The following is a 15,933-nucleotide window of genomic DNA, read 5'->3' as shown; positions in this document are numbered from 1 at the left end:
CATGGTGCTTTCTGATTTATGTATCCGTCGCCCGGTTTTTGCCACGGTTCTGTCTTTGGTGATTGTGCTGGTCGGTTTCATTTCCTATGAACGCCTGACCGTTCGCGAATATCCCGCGATTGATGAGCCGGTGGTGTCCGTCATCACCAACTATAAAGGGGCCTCACCGGAGGTGATCGAGTCCCAGGTCACCAAGCCCTTGGAAGACCAGTTGTCCGGTATTGAAGGCGTCAATGTGATGACTTCGCGCAGCCGTTCCGAGCGCAGCCTGATCAATATTAAATTCAATCTGGACCGTGCCCCGGATGCAGCGGCCGCTGACGTACGTGACAAGGTCTCGCGAGCCCGGCGCTTTCTGCCCGACGAGGTGGACGAACCTATTATCAATAAGGTGGAGGCGGACTCCACCCCGATTATCTATGTAGGGGTGGACACTGGCGACTACAGCATGCTGGAGGCCTCAGACTACATCAACCGCTATATCAAGACGCGCTTGTCCGTCTTGCCCGGCGCGGCGGAAGTGCGTGTATTCGGCGAGCGCTTGCCCGCTATGCGTATCGACCTGGACCGTACCCGCCTGGGGGCGTATCAGCTTACCGTGCAGGATGTGGAAGATGCGCTGCGCAAACAGAACGTGCTGATTCCAGCGGGCCGGATAGAGTCTGACGCCCGCGAGTTCTCTGTGGTGTCCTCGACCGATCTGGAAACACCTGAGGAGTTTCGCAACATCATCATCAGTCAGGTGGCTGGTTATCCGGTGCGTATCTCCGACATTGCTGATGTGCGTATCGGGCCAGCTGAAGAGCGGGTCCTGGCCCGTTTCAACGGTCAAAACAGCCTGAATATTGGTGTAACTAAACAGTCCACCGCCAACCCGCTGGATCTGTCCAAGTCCGTGCGTGCCGAAGTCGAGCGCATCAACGAGAGCTTGCCGGGCAATATGAAGCTGGCCGTCTCTTACGACAGCTCTATCTTCATTCAGAAATCCATTGACTCGGTGTACACCACCATTGCTGAAGCGATCCTGCTGGTGGTGCTGGTGATTGTGTTTTTCCTGCGCAGCTTCCGCGCCAGCCTGATCCCCATTGTGACGATCCCGATCTCCCTGATCGGTGCGTTCGCCATCATGTATATGCTGGGCTTTTCCATCAATACCTTGACCTTGCTGGCTATGGTGCTGGCCATTGGTTTGGTGGTGGATGATGCGATTGTGGTGCTGGAGAACGTGTACCGCCATATAGAAGAAGGCAAGACGGCCATGCAGGCGGCTTTTTTGGGCGTACGTGAAATTGCCTTTGCCGTTATTGCTATGACCTTGACGCTGGTGGCGGTGTACGCGCCACTGGCTTTTGCCACGGGCCGTACCGGACGACTATTTATTGAGTTTGCGTTGACCTTGGCTGCCGCCGTGCTGGTGTCCGGTTTTGTGGCGCTGACCCTGACTCCCATGATGTGCTCGCGCATGTTGCGCCCGCATGGAGCGAAAGTGGGCCGTGTCAGCCAGGGTATTGAAAACTTTCTGGTGTGGCTGACGCGTGGCTATCGCCGCGTGTTGATCCGTGCCTTGCGCTGGCGCTTTCTGGTTCTGCTGATTGGGGTGGCGGTAGCCGCCTCCAGTGGGCTGCTGTTTACTGTGATCAAAAGCGAGCTGGCTCCCATCGAGGATCGCGGGGTGATCTTCGGGATCGTGAACTCGCCCGAAGGGGCAACGCTGGACTACACCTTGCACAATGTGGAACGGGTCGAAGAGCTGTATCGTGGCATACCAGAGACAGAAGGCTACCAGTCTGTGATTGGTTTCCCGACCGTGACGGATTCCTTTGCGATTCTGCGTCTGAAACCTTGGGAAGAGCGCACGCGTAATCAGCAATCTATTGCGCGTGAATTGCAGCCGCATTTCTCGGCTATCCCCGGTGCACGCGCTTTCCCCACCAACCCGCCGTCCCTGGGCCAGCGGGCTACGTCCAAGCCAGTGGAGTTTGTGATCATGAGTCAGGCTCCGTATCCGGAGCTGGCCAAGATCGTGGACGATTTCCTGACCGAGCTGAAAGACTATCCGGGCTTGTTGAACGTGGATACCGACTTACGGTTGAATACGCCGGAAATCCGTATTGATGTAGACCGTGACAAGCTGGCCGACACCGGTGTCTCAGTAGAAGCCGTAGGCCGTACCTTGGAATCTATGCTGGGTGGTCGTCAGGTGACGCGTTACAAGAGCGACGGCGAGCAATACGACGTGATTGTGCAGGTGGACAAGCAGGCCCGTTCCAGCCCGCAAAACATTCTGGATATTTACGTGCGCACCCAAGACGGTGGCATGGTGCAGGCCTCCAACTTCCTGAAAGTACGGGAAAGCGTGTCGCCGCAATCCTTGAACCACTTCAACCGCTTGCGGGCGGTCATTGTGGAAGCCTCGGTGGCGCCCGGCTATGCGCTGGGCGAGGTGCTGGAACACATGAACGAGGTGGCGCGCAGAACGTTGCCTGAAACTGTGCAGACGGATCTGGATGGCCAGTCGCGCGAGTTCCGGGACTCCTCAGGCAGTATCTATCTGGTTTTCCTGATGGCTCTGGCCTTTATTTATCTGGTGCTGGCCGCGCAGTTTGAAAGCTGGCGCAATCCGCTCATCATCATGTTGTCCGTGCCTTTGTCCATGACGGGGGCGTTACTGGCTTTGTGGTTATCAGGTGGGACCTTGTCGATTTATAGTCAGATCGGTTTGATTACCCTGGTCGGCCTGATTACCAAGCACGGTATTTTGATTGTGGAATTTGCCACCCAGCAACGCGAAGCTGGAGCCAGTTTGTACAATGCCGTGGTACGCGCTTGCGAGATGCGCTTGCGTCCCATTTTGATGACGACGGGTGCCATGGTGCTGGGCGTCTTGCCACTGGCTTACGCATCGGGGGCGGGGGCAGAATCCCGTCAGCAAATTGGTTGGGTGCTGGTGGGCGGTTTGTCCCTGGGCACCTTGCTGACCTTGTTTGTGGTGCCGGTGGCCTATACCTTGATTGCCGGTAAAAAGGTGGGACAAGACAAGCAACTGGAACTGATTGATAAGCCCGAGGCGTCTGTCTAAACGGCGGGTCCGCTGTCTCCAGGGTGGCTGGCAATAATGCTGCTGTCGTGTTGAAGGCCGTGGCCTTGATTGAATTTGTAGGGAAAGAGAATGCGTCAAATTATTCTGGATACTGAAACCACCGGTCTGGAGCCGCGCGAGGGGCACCGGATTGTCGAGGTGGGCGGGGTCGAGCTGTTCAACCGTAAATTGACGGGCCGCCATCTGCATCTGTATCTGAACCCCGATCGGGATTCAGATCCCGAGGCTTTGGCCATTCATGGCTTGACCACCGAATTTCTGTCCAAACATCCGCGCTTCAAGGATGTGGTGGATCAGGTACTGGATTTTGTGGAAGGTGCAGAAGTCATCATCCATAACGCATCCTTTGATACGCGTTTCCTGGATTCAGAGCTGCAGAAAGTAGGCAAGAAACCGTTCTCCACCTACTGCGACACCATTACCGACTCCTTGCTGGTTGCGCGAGAACTGCATCCTGGCAAGCGCAACTCCCTGGATGCCTTGTGCGAACGCTACGGCATTTCCAACTCTCACCGCACCTTGCACGGCGCTTTGCTGGACTCGGAATTGCTGGCCGATGTCTGGCTAGCCATGACGCGTGGCCAGGACGGCTTGCTGATGGACTTTGATGAGTCTGACGGGCAGGGCGGGGACGGCAGTGATTTGAGCCTGGGTAAGTTTGATACCCGTGTGCTGAAAGTTCTGCGTGCCTCAGAAGCGGATCAGGCTGAGCACGAAAAATACATGGACGTGCTGGAAAAACAGAATAAAAAACCTCCGTTGTGGCGGGAGATGCTGACGGTTGACGCCCCGGAATGAAAACCGGAGGTACTACATAAAAAAGCGATGCTTAGGCATCGCTTTTTTTTATCTACCGATTGGAGAGTAGACAAGCTTATTTTTTTACCCCATACTTAAATTGTCCACTTAAAGAACATTGAGTTCACTAAGTGAACATATAAAGATAATACTTACCGTGGTACTTCAGGAGATCAAACATGAAGTATGGGTTGTTAAATATAGGGTTTATGGCTGTTTTGGCCGCTGCACCAGTGGCTCAGGCGCAAACATGGCCTACGAAGGCATTGGTTTGGGTCGTGCCTTATCCCGCAGGCGGGTCTACCGATATCTTGGCGCGTGTTGTCGCTCCCCGCTTGGGCGAGCGATTGGGGCAGTCAGTGGTGATTGAAAACCGTACGGGAGCGGGCGGTGTGGTGGGAACGGCATATGGAGCACGCCAGCCCGGCGACGGGTACACCCTGATTATGGGGAATATCGGCCCGATCGCCGTCAGTCCCAGTTTGTATAAAGATCTGACATATGACCCGCTTAAGGACCTTAGGCCGGTGCGCATCATGATGGGGATTCCTAATGTGATGACTGTGCATCCCAATGCGGGCCTGGACACCTTAGAAAAAATAAGCAAGGAAGGGCAACGCGACCCCATCCCTTACGGAACACCAGGAGCGACAACGTCCCCACATCTCGCAGGCGAGTTATTTGCTTTGTCTGTTGGGACTCGTTTGATGCATGTGCCATACAAAGGCAGTGCGCCTGCGATCACCGATCTGATCGCAGGCCATGTCCCCATGATGTTTGATAATTTGCCTGCCTCTTTGCCCCATATAAAGAGCGGAAAAATTAAAGCCTTAGCTGTCACTACCAAGGATCGGGTCCCTGAGCTGCCAGATGTCCCCACCATGCAGGAGTTGGGTGTGAAGGGCTACGAGGTAACTGGTTGGACAGGGGTGTTTGTCCCCGCTGCTACACCTGAGGACCGAGTTCAGCGTCTTTATAAAGAGTTGGACGCTGTCATGAGCGATCCACAAGTACAAAAGCAAATTGCTGAGCTTGGTGGGCAGAACTTGTCGGGTACCCCCGAGGACTTCAAGACCTTCGTGGCCAGTGAACAAGAAAAATGGCGTCGTGTGACTGCCGAAGCTGGAATCGTCTTGCAGTGAATCTATTTGTCCCTGGCGTGCCCGGATTTTCTTTTACGGCGGGGCACAAGGGGATTTTCTATTTAAGGAGAGAGACATGTCGAATAAAGTTGAGCTGGGTGCGCTCGCACGAACCAAACAAGATTTGCTGGGCTACGCACGGCAAGCGAACTGCCGACCCTTGGCGATGCGTTTACTTGAGGAGGCGATCGATTTTATCGATCAGGAGTGCGAGCCTCGTAGTGAGGAGGTGGAGCGAACCAATCGTATCCCGGATGATCTGCTCGCACGAATGCGAGAAATGGGGCACTTCGGTTTTACTATGCCCACGTCTTACGGTGGACATGGTTTGACCAGCCTTGAGTATTTGTTTATCTGCATGGCTTACGGCCGTACTGCTGTGGCATTTCCTCTCATGATGAACATTAATAATGGGCTGGGCACTCGTGGGATTTTGTATCACGGCACTCCCATGCAGCATGATAAGTATTTGCGTGGTCTGGCTTCTGGAGAGTTGATTGCTGCTTTTTGTCTGACCGAACCTGCGGCGGGTTCGGATGCGGCTGGAATCCAGACACGAGCGCAGCTGCGTGATGGGAAATGGGTCATTAATGGCAAAAAACATTTCATCACTAATGCGCCAATTGCTGATTTTTTCATTGTTTTTGCGATCACTGATGAAAGCAAAGGGGTGCATGGCGGCATCACTTCGTTCTTAGTTGATAAGGACAATCCGGGTTTAAGTCATGGAGAGGAACAGTTATTCATGGGAGCCGCAGGCTCGCCTACCGGGGAGCTTTTCTTTAAGGATTGTGAGGTGTCGCCCGATATGGTGTGCGGTGAAGTTGGCTTTGGTTTTTCAATCGCTTTGCAATCCATTGACTACTCTCGTTTGACGATCGGTGCCCGTCATACACATAGCGCCGAGTTGCTATTGGCAATGAGTGTGGACTGGGCGCGTGAGCGACGCACCTTTGGCAAGGCCTTAAAAGAGCATCAAGCCATCCAGTTCATGATTGCGGATATGGCAACAGAGGTTCATCTAGGACGCTTATTGGCTTTGGACACGGCCAAACGCTACGACAAGGGCGAGAACGCGAATATGGAATGCTCCATGGTGAAGCTCTATTGCATGGAGATGGCTAATCGTGTGGCAGATCAGGCGCTACAAATTCATGGCGGTTATGGCTACTCCAAGAAGTTACCGATCGAACGTTTCTATCGTGATCTGCGTGGCCCACGCATTTGGGATGGCAGCATGGAAATGCAGCGTCATGTAATTGCCAAGAAGATGCTTAAAGGTTATGGCACAGAGGTTGCTGCCGCACCGCGGCCGTTGATGGAGGAGTTCGCTCGCTAAGGTCATTTATCTGGCGCTTTGCGAAGCGCCAGATCTTTCTGGCCAACTGTGGAGTCAGCGACTGAAGGGAATTCCTATGTTTTCAAGTGCGCATATAGAGAGCTTGCCGGTTCAGACAGGGCGGGGGACGGGGCCTGCCCCGTTACAGGGAGTGTTGATTGCAGACTTTACTCACTACATAGCGGGTGCGTATGCCTCTATGATGCTTGCCGATTTGGGGGCAACGGTCATTAAGATTGAACCGCCAGGCAAAGGAGATGATTTTCGCTACTACCCTCCTCATGCGGATGGTTTTGGGCAGGATGGTGCGGCCTATCTTTGGGCCAATCGTAATAAGCTCAGTTGTGCAGTAGATTTAAAACACCCGCAAGGCAAGCAGTGGGTATTGGATTTATTAGCGCAAGCGGATGTGCTGATAGAGAATTACTCGACAGGTGTCATGGATAAATTGGGCTTGGGCTATGAGGCGTTGCAGCCTGTGCGGCCTAATCTGGTTTATTGCTCTGTTTCGGCCTATGGCCGTCAAGGCAGTCAGGCGCACCGCTCTGGTTTTGACTCTGTGATTCAAGGGGAGTCAGGCTTTGCCTCTCAAAATGGCTATGCTGACCGGCCGGGCGTACGAGCGGCATCTCCGGTCATGGATATAGCAACAGCCATGATGGCTTCCAATGCGGTTTTGGCTGCCTTGCTGCATCGTAGCCATACCGGGCAAGGCCAGTATGTTGAGGTGGCAATGTGTGATGTGGCCGCCGGGATGACAGGCTACGCAGCGATGCAGACCTTGTGTACGGGATTGGAGCCGATGCGACATGGAAATGTCAGCCCGGACACCTCGCCCACAGGTGTGTTTTCCTGTGCAGATGGCGAGTTCTTTCTGCATTGCGGCAATACGGCGATATTTCAGCGCTTATTCGAGCAGGTTGTACAGCGGCCGGATATTGCATTTGATCCCGCGTATCAGCACTCGGCAGGACGGCGGCAAGGTAGAGAGCATCTAACGAATGTCTTGCAGACTCTATTTCAAGCGCAGCCCTGGTCCTTATGGCAACAGCGCTTAGCCAGTGCGGGGGTGCCCGCTGGCTTGATACAGACAGTTGGCGCTGCCTTGCACAGCCCTTTGATGATGGAGCGCGGCATGGTTGGGAGACTGGCGCATCCCACCTTGGGATGGGTGCCTAATGTGGCTTCCCCTTGGCGTTTTGCTGAGTCACCCGTAGTCCAAGCCGTAGCTGCTCCTTTGTTGGGCCAGCACACTCGGCAGGTCAGTCTGGACGTTCTGGCCTGGCCGTCCGAGCGTTTGAATGCAGCTTTAGAGCAAGGGGCTTTACAAGCAGGTGTAATCCCCGAATGTGTGCACAAGGAGTGAAGTCGATTACTTGGGCTTCATACCGGACATGAAAGCGCTTATAGTCACAGGCGTATCTGTGTCATGTCCTGTGTTCCGAGGTTGTCCCCTTGAAGACTAATCGTTCCATCCAGCGTTGCTTTCATATTTTGCAGTCTTTTCGTTTGAACGGTCGGCCGACTTTAGCTGAGCTGGTCAAGGCGACAGATCTGCCGCATCCGACTTTATTGCGTTTCCTGACTACCTTGGAAGAGGATGGTTATGTGGCGCGCGACGATAAGCGCTGGAGGCTGACGAGCAAAGTACTTGAAATTGGTTTCGCCGCCTTGGAAAGCTTGGGCATTAATCAATTTGTGCAGGAGAGCTTGCAACAACTGGCAGAAAAGTATTCGGGTGCTGCGAACATTGGTGAGCGGGACGAGCAAGGAGTACTGATCATTGCCCGCGCAACAGCGCCCCAAGAGCGCCGCCGATTAGTGGTACGTAATGTGCGTGTAGGGTCTGTGCTTTCAGGTGACAGCGCTCTGGCTCATGCCTTGACGCTAGAACCAGGACAGTGGGCAGAGCGACATTACCCCGAGTTGGACCAGTTCTCTGTAGCGGTTCCCATCCCTGAAACGTCGGGCCGGTGGGTGTCCTTGGGGGTGTCAGCACCACGAGCTGAAATGAGTGATGAGCGAGTACTCCAGGAGCTGGTGGCAGAGCTCCAGGAGAAAGCGACTCGCATGGGTAAGATATTAGGTTACGGGCCTGTCTGAGCATTGACAGGACAAGTCGGTAGATCTTATACTTATGGTCTTCGCAGCGTGCAGCTCTTTCACGCTTCGGGCGGTTAACTCAGTGGTAGAGTGCCACCTTCACACGGTGGAAGTCACAAGTTCGAACCTTGTACCGCCCACCATCCCTCGCTTCACATTCCCCCCCTCTTATTAGTCCAAGACCAAGTTCAGGTCGGCAATGATGCGCCCATAGTGTTCGTAATCGTTGCGAATAGTGGTGGCCAGTTCTTGGGGCGTGCTGCCTATTCCCAGGGTGCCTGAACTAGCCAGAACTTGTTTTAAGTCCGTCGTGTCCATCACGTGGCGGATATCGCGTGCAATTTTTTCGCGTATGGCGATCGGTGTGCTGGCGGGGGCCATGAAACCGGACCATGAAATAAAGTCGCCATAGTCTTGGCCCGTGGACTCCGTCAAGGTAGGTACTTCTGGCAGTAAGGGGCTGCGTTGTTGGGCCGCAATGCCTAGCAAGGACACTGTTTTGCCTTGAATAAAGCCCAGGGCACTGGGTAGCTGGGCAAACATCAGATCTACATGCCCGCCCGCAACATCGGTGATGGCAGCCGATACGCTGTTGTAAGGGATATGGGTCAAGGTGAGGTCGTATTTACGGGCAAAGACCTCTGCCGCCAGATGGGCTTGGCTACCCACACCCGGGGAGCCATACGTTAGCGTCTGCTCAGATTTTTTTGCCAGTGCCAATAAATCGGCGGTGGTTTTCACCCCCAAGGCTGGATTGACGATCAGCACGTTGGGCACAGAGCCTACTTGGCTCACCGGGTCCAAATCTCGCAGTACATCAAAAGGGCGTTTTTTGTAGAGATGGGGGTTTACTGCCAAATCTGACACAGGCACGGAAACCAGTGTGTAGCCATCCGCTTTGGATTTGACGACGCTCATGATCCCGATAGTGCCAATGCCGCCAGGCTTGTTCTCGACGATAACGGTCTGCCCCCAAAGCTGGGTCAGCCTGTCACTCACTGCACGGGCCAGAATGTCGGCGCTGCCACCAGCACCGTAGGGAACAATAATGCGGACTGGGCCTTGTGGGAAATCAGCCTCTTGTGCCTGTGTCAGCGGCACGGCGCTCAGCAGGGCGGCACTGATCAAGATACGAGTTATTTTTCTAATCATGGTTTGTCTCCTGGGGGAGTGGGTTTTTTTTATGTGTGTGTACAACGACTGATAGGGCACATCTCCTGGGCTGTGCGTTTAAGCGGGTCCCAGTCTTGAAGGCTAGGCCAGATATCCTCGGCAAATTCTTGTACCTGACGACGCAAGGCGGCTAAATCCACCCCTGGAATAACGCCATCTTGCATGCTGATTCTGCCGTTGCAGATGACCGTATCGACGTCGTCACCGATGCCGCACTCCACCATGCTGCGGATCGGGTCCCAGATGGGGCCATAGCGCAGCACGTCGCCGCGTCCAATGCGTACCAGCGACATATCGGCACGGGCATTGACTGCTAATCGACCCAAATCTTCTCGCCCCAAAGAGTGGGCGGCGGCCAGTGTGGCGGCTTCAAAGACGTCTGCCGCGCTGGCGGTGCTCAGGTCGTGACTCATGACTTTGCCGTGATAAGAGGCGGTGCGCATGTTCATGAACATGTCACGCGGATAGGTGTCGCTGCCAATGGTGATGTTCACCCCCGCCTTGCGATAGGCTTTCCAGTTATCCAGTGTGCGCGCGCGGCGAACGATATTGATGGGACAGTGCGAAATAGACACGTTTTTGCGACCCATCAGCCCTAAGTCATCCCCCCCTGAGTAGTTCATCTTGGGGTGATTGGAGATCAGGTTGGCATGGCCGATGTTCAGGGTCGGACGCAGCATGCCAACATGGTCCAGCAGTTCGATGGGGGTCATGCCATGCTCGCGCACAGTCTCCATAAATTCGATGACGTTGTAGCCAGCGTGTGTCGCCATGGGCAGTTGGAACTCATCGGCGGCGCTGACTGTTTGACGAAGTAGTTCCAAACTACAGTTTTCGATTTCGCGGGGTACCAGGATACCGTGCACCAGATCAGACTCATGGGCCTGAGCACGGTGAATAAATGCCAGGGCATCCTGAAATAGTTGCTGGCCTTTATCGGGGTAAGCGATGCGTTCCAGCTGGCCCTTGTCGTCCGACTGCCAGCGCCCACTGTCATAGCCTGGCCCCAGGTATCCACGGATACCGAGCGCCTCGCATTGCGCCCACAATGCTTCTTGCACCAGCACATGACCGCCCAGCTCGACAAAGGTCGTGACACCGTTACGCAGCAGCTCGGCAGCGGTGAAGGCAGCATGCAGCGTGATGCCGGGATCCTGGGCGGCTTGTTCTTTGTCCAGATAGTTGGGATAGCCGCGTATCTGGGTGCCTTTACGCGCAATGGTGACGTCCATATAGGGCTGACCAAACAGGGCGGGGCGGCCACCGTCGGCCAATAGCTTGTGCAGCGCGCGGTGTCCGGAATGGACATGGGTATCGATAAAACCGGGTGCCAAGACACTGTCGGGGGCGTCTATAACACGGTCCGTGGGTCCCTCGTAATTGGCCCCGACGTAGATGATGCGCTCGCCTTCGTAGACCAGTTGGCCGTGGTCAATAACGCAATGGCGTCCGTCTTGAAATGCAATCAGCCATCGTGCCTTAATCAGTGTTTTCATGTTCTCTCCTGTGGTGCAAACGTGCGCTACCAGTGTCGGAGAGCGGGTAAGAGCAGGCAATTCCGTATTGGAATGATTGATTAGGCCGAAATGGAAAGATTCGGCCAGGAGGGGGGAATGAGGAATCTGGACCTGGATCAGCTGCGCATTTTTCTGGCGGTGTTTCGAGAGTGCAATGTCAGTCGGGCGGCCCTGAGCCTGGACTCTAATCAGTCCACCGTTAGCAAGGAGCTCTCCAAGCTGCGGCTGTATTTCGATGATGCTTTGTTTTTGCGCACAGCCCAAGGGGTCGAGCCTACCCATAAAGCACGTGCCTTGGCGCCGCGTATTGAACAGGCGTTGGCCTTGCTGGATGACTTGGTGCAGACAGACAGCAAGCAATTTGAACCGGCTCGTCTGGCGGTTCGTTTCCGGATTGCAACGACCGAATATCTGTCATACCTCTTGATGCCCGCCTTGACGGCCCATTTGCAGCTCAAAGCGCCTTTGAGCAGTCTGGAAGTCATGGATATGGCTGACTTGGGCGCGGATGATTGGCTGTTAGGTGGGCGGGTAGACCTGGTGCTTTCCTCGTTCGCGGCGGTGACGTACCCCTTATTTCGTCAAGAGCTATTCCAGGATCGGTATGTGGTCTTGATGCGCGCCTGTGGCCGTGATGCCGAGCAGATGAGCTTGGACGAGTTCTGTCAGCGACGCCATATCGGCGTGCCGGGTCACAATGGCAGTCGGGAGCGCCGCTTGGCGGATGCCTTGCAAATGCGTCAGTTAGAAAGAAAGGTGCAGGCCAGCATGCCTCATTTTCTAGCGGTACCGGCATTGCTGGAGCGCACCGATTTGATTATCAGCGTGGCCGAGCGCATGGCCCGCCTGTTAAGTGCCGGCCATGCGCTGGATATATTGCAGCACCCACTCGATTTAGAGCCGTTTTGTATTTATCAGATCTGGCATGAGCGCACACGCGCCAGTGGCGCGTATGCATGGTTTCGGGAACAGCTGCGCCAAGTGTGTGAGGAGCTGGACGCGGGGTAGGAGCCGTTTACAACCAGGTCAAGCCAATCGAAATAACAATGCCCGAGACGATCAGTTGGATCAGACAAAAGCCCATGATGTCTTTGGCTTTCAGGCCGGCAATTGCCAACACCGGCAAGGCCCAGAAAGGTTGCAGCATATTGGTCCAGGAATCACCCCAGGCAACTGCCATGGCGGTGCGGGCCATATCGGCGTCAAGGGCTTGGGTGGCCGCAATGACCACGGGGCTTTGCACGGCCCATTGCCCACCACCGGAAGGAACAAAGATATTGACCAGGCCGGCGCTCATGAAAGTCCAGAAAGGCAGGGTGGTGGCGGTAGCAAACGACACCATCCACTCGGACAGGCTGGCCGCCAGACCAGAGTCAATCATGATGGCCATGATGCCCGCGTAGAAGGGAAACTGGATCACAATCCCGGCACCACCACGAATAGCTTCATCCAGGCTTTTCAGCAGGCGACGTGGGGTGCCATGCAGCAAGATAGCCAGAATCAGGAAGGTGAAATTGATGACGTTCAGATTCAGGGTGGCACCGCGCAGCACGTAGTAATCAAACAAATAAGCCAGGCCGGCCAGACCGATGATCCAAGAGATCAGACGGCTGTTTTCCAGACGGTCGGCTGGACGGTCTGTGGTTTGGTTAAGGTCGTCGGGGCTTTCTTCCAGTAGTTTGGGGTCTACATAAATACTTTCTTTTTCGCTAGGCAACATCAAGCGGTTAATGATGGGCACCAGGACAAACAAGGTAATCACAATGGCCAGGTTGAAGAAGGCAAAGATGGTGTCAGAGGTGCTGATAATGCCAATCTTGTCTTCGGAAAAGTGGCCCGAGGTTGCAATGGTCAGCGGAACCGAACCGGCTAGCCCGCCGTGCCAGACCAGAAAGCCGGAATAGGCACTGGCGACCAGCAAGCGGTAGTCCACCCGTACTTGGCGGGCCAGCTCTTTGGCGAACAAGGCACCCACCACCAGACCAAAGCCCCAATTGATCCAGCTGGCGGCCAAGGAAACCAGCGTGACCAGAATAATGGCCGAGCCAGCAGAGCGAGCCAGAGAGGCCAGACCGCGCAACCAGCTTTTTACCAAGGGGGTGCTGGCCAGCATATGGCCGGTTAACAGCACCAGCAGCATTTGCATGGCAAAAGTCAGCAGACCCCAAAAACCATTGCCCCAGTACTGGACAATTTCCATGGGAGATCGTTGTTCAAATGCCATTGCCGAGACACCGGCAATCAGCGTGAGCAGAATGACGAAGATATATGGGTCGGGCAGATAGCGTTCAACCAGGCGGACCGAGCCGCGCGTCATGGCTTTAAACATAGATTCTCCTTTTGTGGACTTGCGCCAGTATTTGCGCTGGTCCTGATGTTATGGGATGGCATTTTGGTGCCAATTGGTAGGGGCACCTGCCTGAGTACATTGGGATGGCAATGCTCAGTACAGCCGTATTGTTGGCGAGACGCCGCAGATTGGGAAGACGGGAAAACCTGAGTCTCAAAGTTTCTGGCTAGTTGTAGTTCTTCGCTATATGCTCTACTATATAGCGGTGTTTTCGAAAGAACCATCACTCATCGCTCGATGATGGGTTCTATTTACGGGCCCTTTTGGGCCCGTTTTTTTTTGCTGTGTTTTTGTGTCGTCGTTGTTCATAAATCAATTAGAAAGATTACTGAGGGAAGTGGAATGAGACATCAGTCCAGACGCGCTATTGCTGCGCGTCACAATAAAAAAACCGTCTGTTTTGTACCGCGTGTATTGGTCTTGAGCATGATGGGAGCCTTGGCATCAGGCCAGGCGTATGCCCAGGAAGATAACGATCGCGTTTTCCAGTTAGGCAAGGTGGTGGTGCAGTCCAATCTGGAGCGCGATGCGCCGTTGGGGGAGAGCGCTGTCAGCCAGGAGAAAATGCAGGCTTTTGATTTGCGTGATGTGGGTGCCGCAGTCAGTGTGCAGCCCGGCGTGAGCGTATCCGCAGGTGGGGCTAGAAATGAACAAATGGTCTATGTGCGCGGTTTCGATTCGCGTCAGGTGCCTTTGTTTCTGGATGGTATTCCCCAGTACGTGCCGTACGACGGTTATGTGGATTTCACCCGTTTCACCACCATGGACCTGAGCGAAATTCGCGTGGCCAAGGGCGCAGCTTCCTTACTGTATGGCCCCAACATCATGGGGGGGGCGATCAATCTGGTCAGCCGTAAACCGGTCAAGGAATTTGAGGGCGAATTCCGCGCTGGCTATGCCACGGGCGATCAGCGCTATAGCGCTTTAAACGTCGGCACCAATCAGGGCAACTGGTACTTGCAAGCAGGCCTGTCCTGGTCGGGTGAGCGTACCTTCCCGCTGGGCCGTGGCTTTGAAGATCAAAAACCGCGTCCTACCGATACGGGCGATACGCGCAGCAACGCTTCGCAACGAGATAAGAAAGCCTCCTTCAAACTGGGCATTACGCCAAATGCGACAGATGAATACGTGATCGGGTATGTGAACCAGAAAGGCCAGAAAGACAATCCGGTTTACACCGGCGTCAATGATGCCAAGCTGGGTCAACGGTACTGGCGCTGGCCCTACTGGGACAAGGAAAGCCTGTACTTCCTGAGCTCTACCCAGCTGGGTGAGAACAACACCCTCAAGACCCGTGTCTACGAGGACAAGTACAGCAACGGTCTGGATATGTATAGCGACGGCCAGTACGCCACGCTGACAGGCCCGACCAGCGAGTACTCGGACCGCACGCGGGGCGCAGCGCTGGAGTGGGTGAACAGCAGCCTGGATAATCACGAACTGCACTTTGCTTTGCACTACAAGGAAGATACGCACCGTGATCCTAAGCCCGCTGGCACGGAACACTACAAAGACGTGACCACCTCCTTGGCTTTTGAAGACCGCATTGCTCTGGGGGATCTGTGGCAGCTGCGTGTCGGTGCCAGCCACGAACGTCGTAAAGCCAAAGAAGCACACAATTTTGAAACCGGCGATACCGATGCCACCAACGGCTTGCTGGAGCTAGGCTACGACTGGAGTGAGGCCATGCAGGTCTACGGTAGCGTGGCTTATAAAACCCGCTTCCCCACGATTAAGGATCGCTACTCCAGCCGCATGGGTTACGCCCAGCCCAATCCAGATCTGAAACCCGAGCATGCCATTCACTACGAGCTGGGTCTGCGTGGTCAGCCATGGGAAGGTGCTCAGCTGGAATCGGCGTTGTTCCTGAGCCAGGTGCGCGACATGATTCAAAGCACCGTCATCCAGGCTCCGGGCTGCGACAAGTACCGTCCTGTGGGCTTTTGTGATCAAGCCACCAACGTTGGCAAAGCTCGCCAAATGGGCGTAGAGCTGTCCTTGCAGCAGCAATTTTCGGCTCAGTGGACCGGGGGCTTGGCCTACACCTATTTGAATCGTCGTAACCAGTCCGACCCCGACGTCAAATTGGTGGATACGCCCGCTCACCGTTTGTTCGCGCACCTTAGCTGGAAACCATCGGCGCAGTGGGAGGTAATGGGTTCGGTGGAAACCGAAAGTGGCCGTTACTACTCCTATGCCAATAGCAAGGGTGATCAGATTTACGAAAAAACCCCGGGCTTTGCTTTACTGGGCTTGAAGGGGATCTGGCGTCCGAATTCCGACATCACCCTGGAAGCCGGTGTTCGTAACCTGGGCGACAAGTTGTACCAATATAAAGAAGGCTACCCTATGCCTGGCCGCGTCTGGTTTGTGGGCGGAAGCTATCGTTTCTAATGCGGTATTGTGATCTG

At 54.8% G+C, this 15,933-nt stretch carries 11 protein-coding genes and 1 tRNA gene; 9 read left to right on the top strand and 3 right to left on the bottom strand.

Features of this window, described 5'->3' with window-relative positions; genetic code table 11:
* Position 1: 1 nt before the first annotated feature.
* The 7 genes from IE156_RS09805 (at position 2) to IE156_RS09775 (ending at position 8,625) form a co-directional block, all read left to right on the top strand.
* On the top strand, positions 2–3,079 hold the full coding sequence (locus tag IE156_RS09805; protein WP_189392360.1) for an efflux RND transporter permease subunit: 3,078 nt from the start codon (positions 2–4) through the stop codon (positions 3,077–3,079).
* Between the two features lie 90 nt (positions 3,080–3,169).
* Positions 3,170–3,898, top strand: a complete 729-nt coding sequence (dnaQ, locus tag IE156_RS09800) for a DNA polymerase III subunit epsilon (protein WP_189392359.1) — start codon at positions 3,170–3,172, stop codon at positions 3,896–3,898.
* Positions 3,899–4,077: 179 nt separating this feature from the next.
* Positions 4,078–5,040, top strand: coding sequence for a Bug family tripartite tricarboxylate transporter substrate binding protein (locus IE156_RS09795; protein WP_189392358.1), 963 nt, complete (start codon positions 4,078–4,080; stop codon positions 5,038–5,040).
* 76 nt (positions 5,041–5,116) lie between these two features.
* Positions 5,117–6,379 (top strand): acyl-CoA dehydrogenase family protein, encoded by a 1,263-nt coding sequence (locus IE156_RS09790; RefSeq protein ID WP_189392357.1) that lies wholly within the window; start codon positions 5,117–5,119, stop codon positions 6,377–6,379.
* A 76-nt stretch (positions 6,380–6,455) separates the two neighbouring features.
* The gene (locus IE156_RS09785) at positions 6,456–7,745 is read left to right on the top strand and encodes a CaiB/BaiF CoA transferase family protein (protein ID WP_189392356.1); all 1,290 of its coding nucleotides are present in this window, start codon (positions 6,456–6,458) and stop codon (positions 7,743–7,745) included.
* A gap of 89 nt (positions 7,746–7,834) precedes the next feature.
* The gene (locus tag IE156_RS09780; RefSeq protein WP_229841199.1) at positions 7,835–8,482 is read left to right on the top strand and encodes an IclR family transcriptional regulator; all 648 of its coding nucleotides are present in this window, start codon (positions 7,835–7,837) and stop codon (positions 8,480–8,482) included.
* Positions 8,483–8,550: 68 nt separating this feature from the next.
* Positions 8,551–8,625, top strand: a tRNA-Val gene (locus IE156_RS09775).
* Positions 8,626–8,653: 28 nt separating this feature from the next.
* On the opposite strand, the gene IE156_RS09770 is transcribed toward IE156_RS09775, so the two are convergent.
* Both IE156_RS09770 and IE156_RS09765 read right to left on the bottom strand, forming a co-directional pair.
* Positions 8,654–9,634, bottom strand: a complete 981-nt coding sequence (locus tag IE156_RS09770; protein ID WP_189392355.1) for a Bug family tripartite tricarboxylate transporter substrate binding protein — start codon at positions 9,632–9,634, stop codon at positions 8,654–8,656.
* A gap of 29 nt (positions 9,635–9,663) precedes the next feature.
* Positions 9,664–11,151 carry a chlorohydrolase family protein gene (locus IE156_RS09765; protein ID WP_189392354.1) on the bottom strand — a complete coding sequence of 496 codons (1,488 nt, stop codon included), beginning with the start codon at positions 11,149–11,151 and terminating at the stop codon, positions 9,664–9,666.
* Between the two features lie 117 nt (positions 11,152–11,268).
* On the opposite strand from IE156_RS09765, the gene IE156_RS09760 reads away from it, so the two are divergent.
* Positions 11,269–12,180 (top strand): LysR family transcriptional regulator, encoded by a 912-nt coding sequence (locus IE156_RS09760; RefSeq protein ID WP_189392353.1) that lies wholly within the window; start codon positions 11,269–11,271, stop codon positions 12,178–12,180.
* 7 nt (positions 12,181–12,187) lie between these two features.
* Here IE156_RS09760 and IE156_RS09755 read toward each other — a convergent pair whose 3' ends face one another.
* Positions 12,188–13,501 carry a short-chain fatty acid transporter gene (locus IE156_RS09755; protein WP_189392352.1) on the bottom strand — a complete coding sequence of 438 codons (1,314 nt, stop codon included), beginning with the start codon at positions 13,499–13,501 and terminating at the stop codon, positions 12,188–12,190.
* Between the two features lie 363 nt (positions 13,502–13,864).
* On the opposite strand from IE156_RS09755, the gene IE156_RS09750 reads away from it, so the two are divergent.
* Positions 13,865–15,916, top strand: coding sequence for a TonB-dependent receptor plug domain-containing protein (locus tag IE156_RS09750; protein WP_229841198.1), 2,052 nt, complete (start codon positions 13,865–13,867; stop codon positions 15,914–15,916).
* Positions 15,917–15,933: the final 17 nt, after the last annotated feature.

Source organism: Alcaligenes pakistanensis, assembly GCF_014652815.1.
Classification (GTDB): domain Bacteria; phylum Pseudomonadota; class Gammaproteobacteria; order Burkholderiales; family Burkholderiaceae_B; genus Alcaligenes; species Alcaligenes pakistanensis.
The sequence above is the reverse complement of the archived record's forward strand: the minus strand, read 5'-3'. Positions and strand labels throughout refer to the sequence as shown.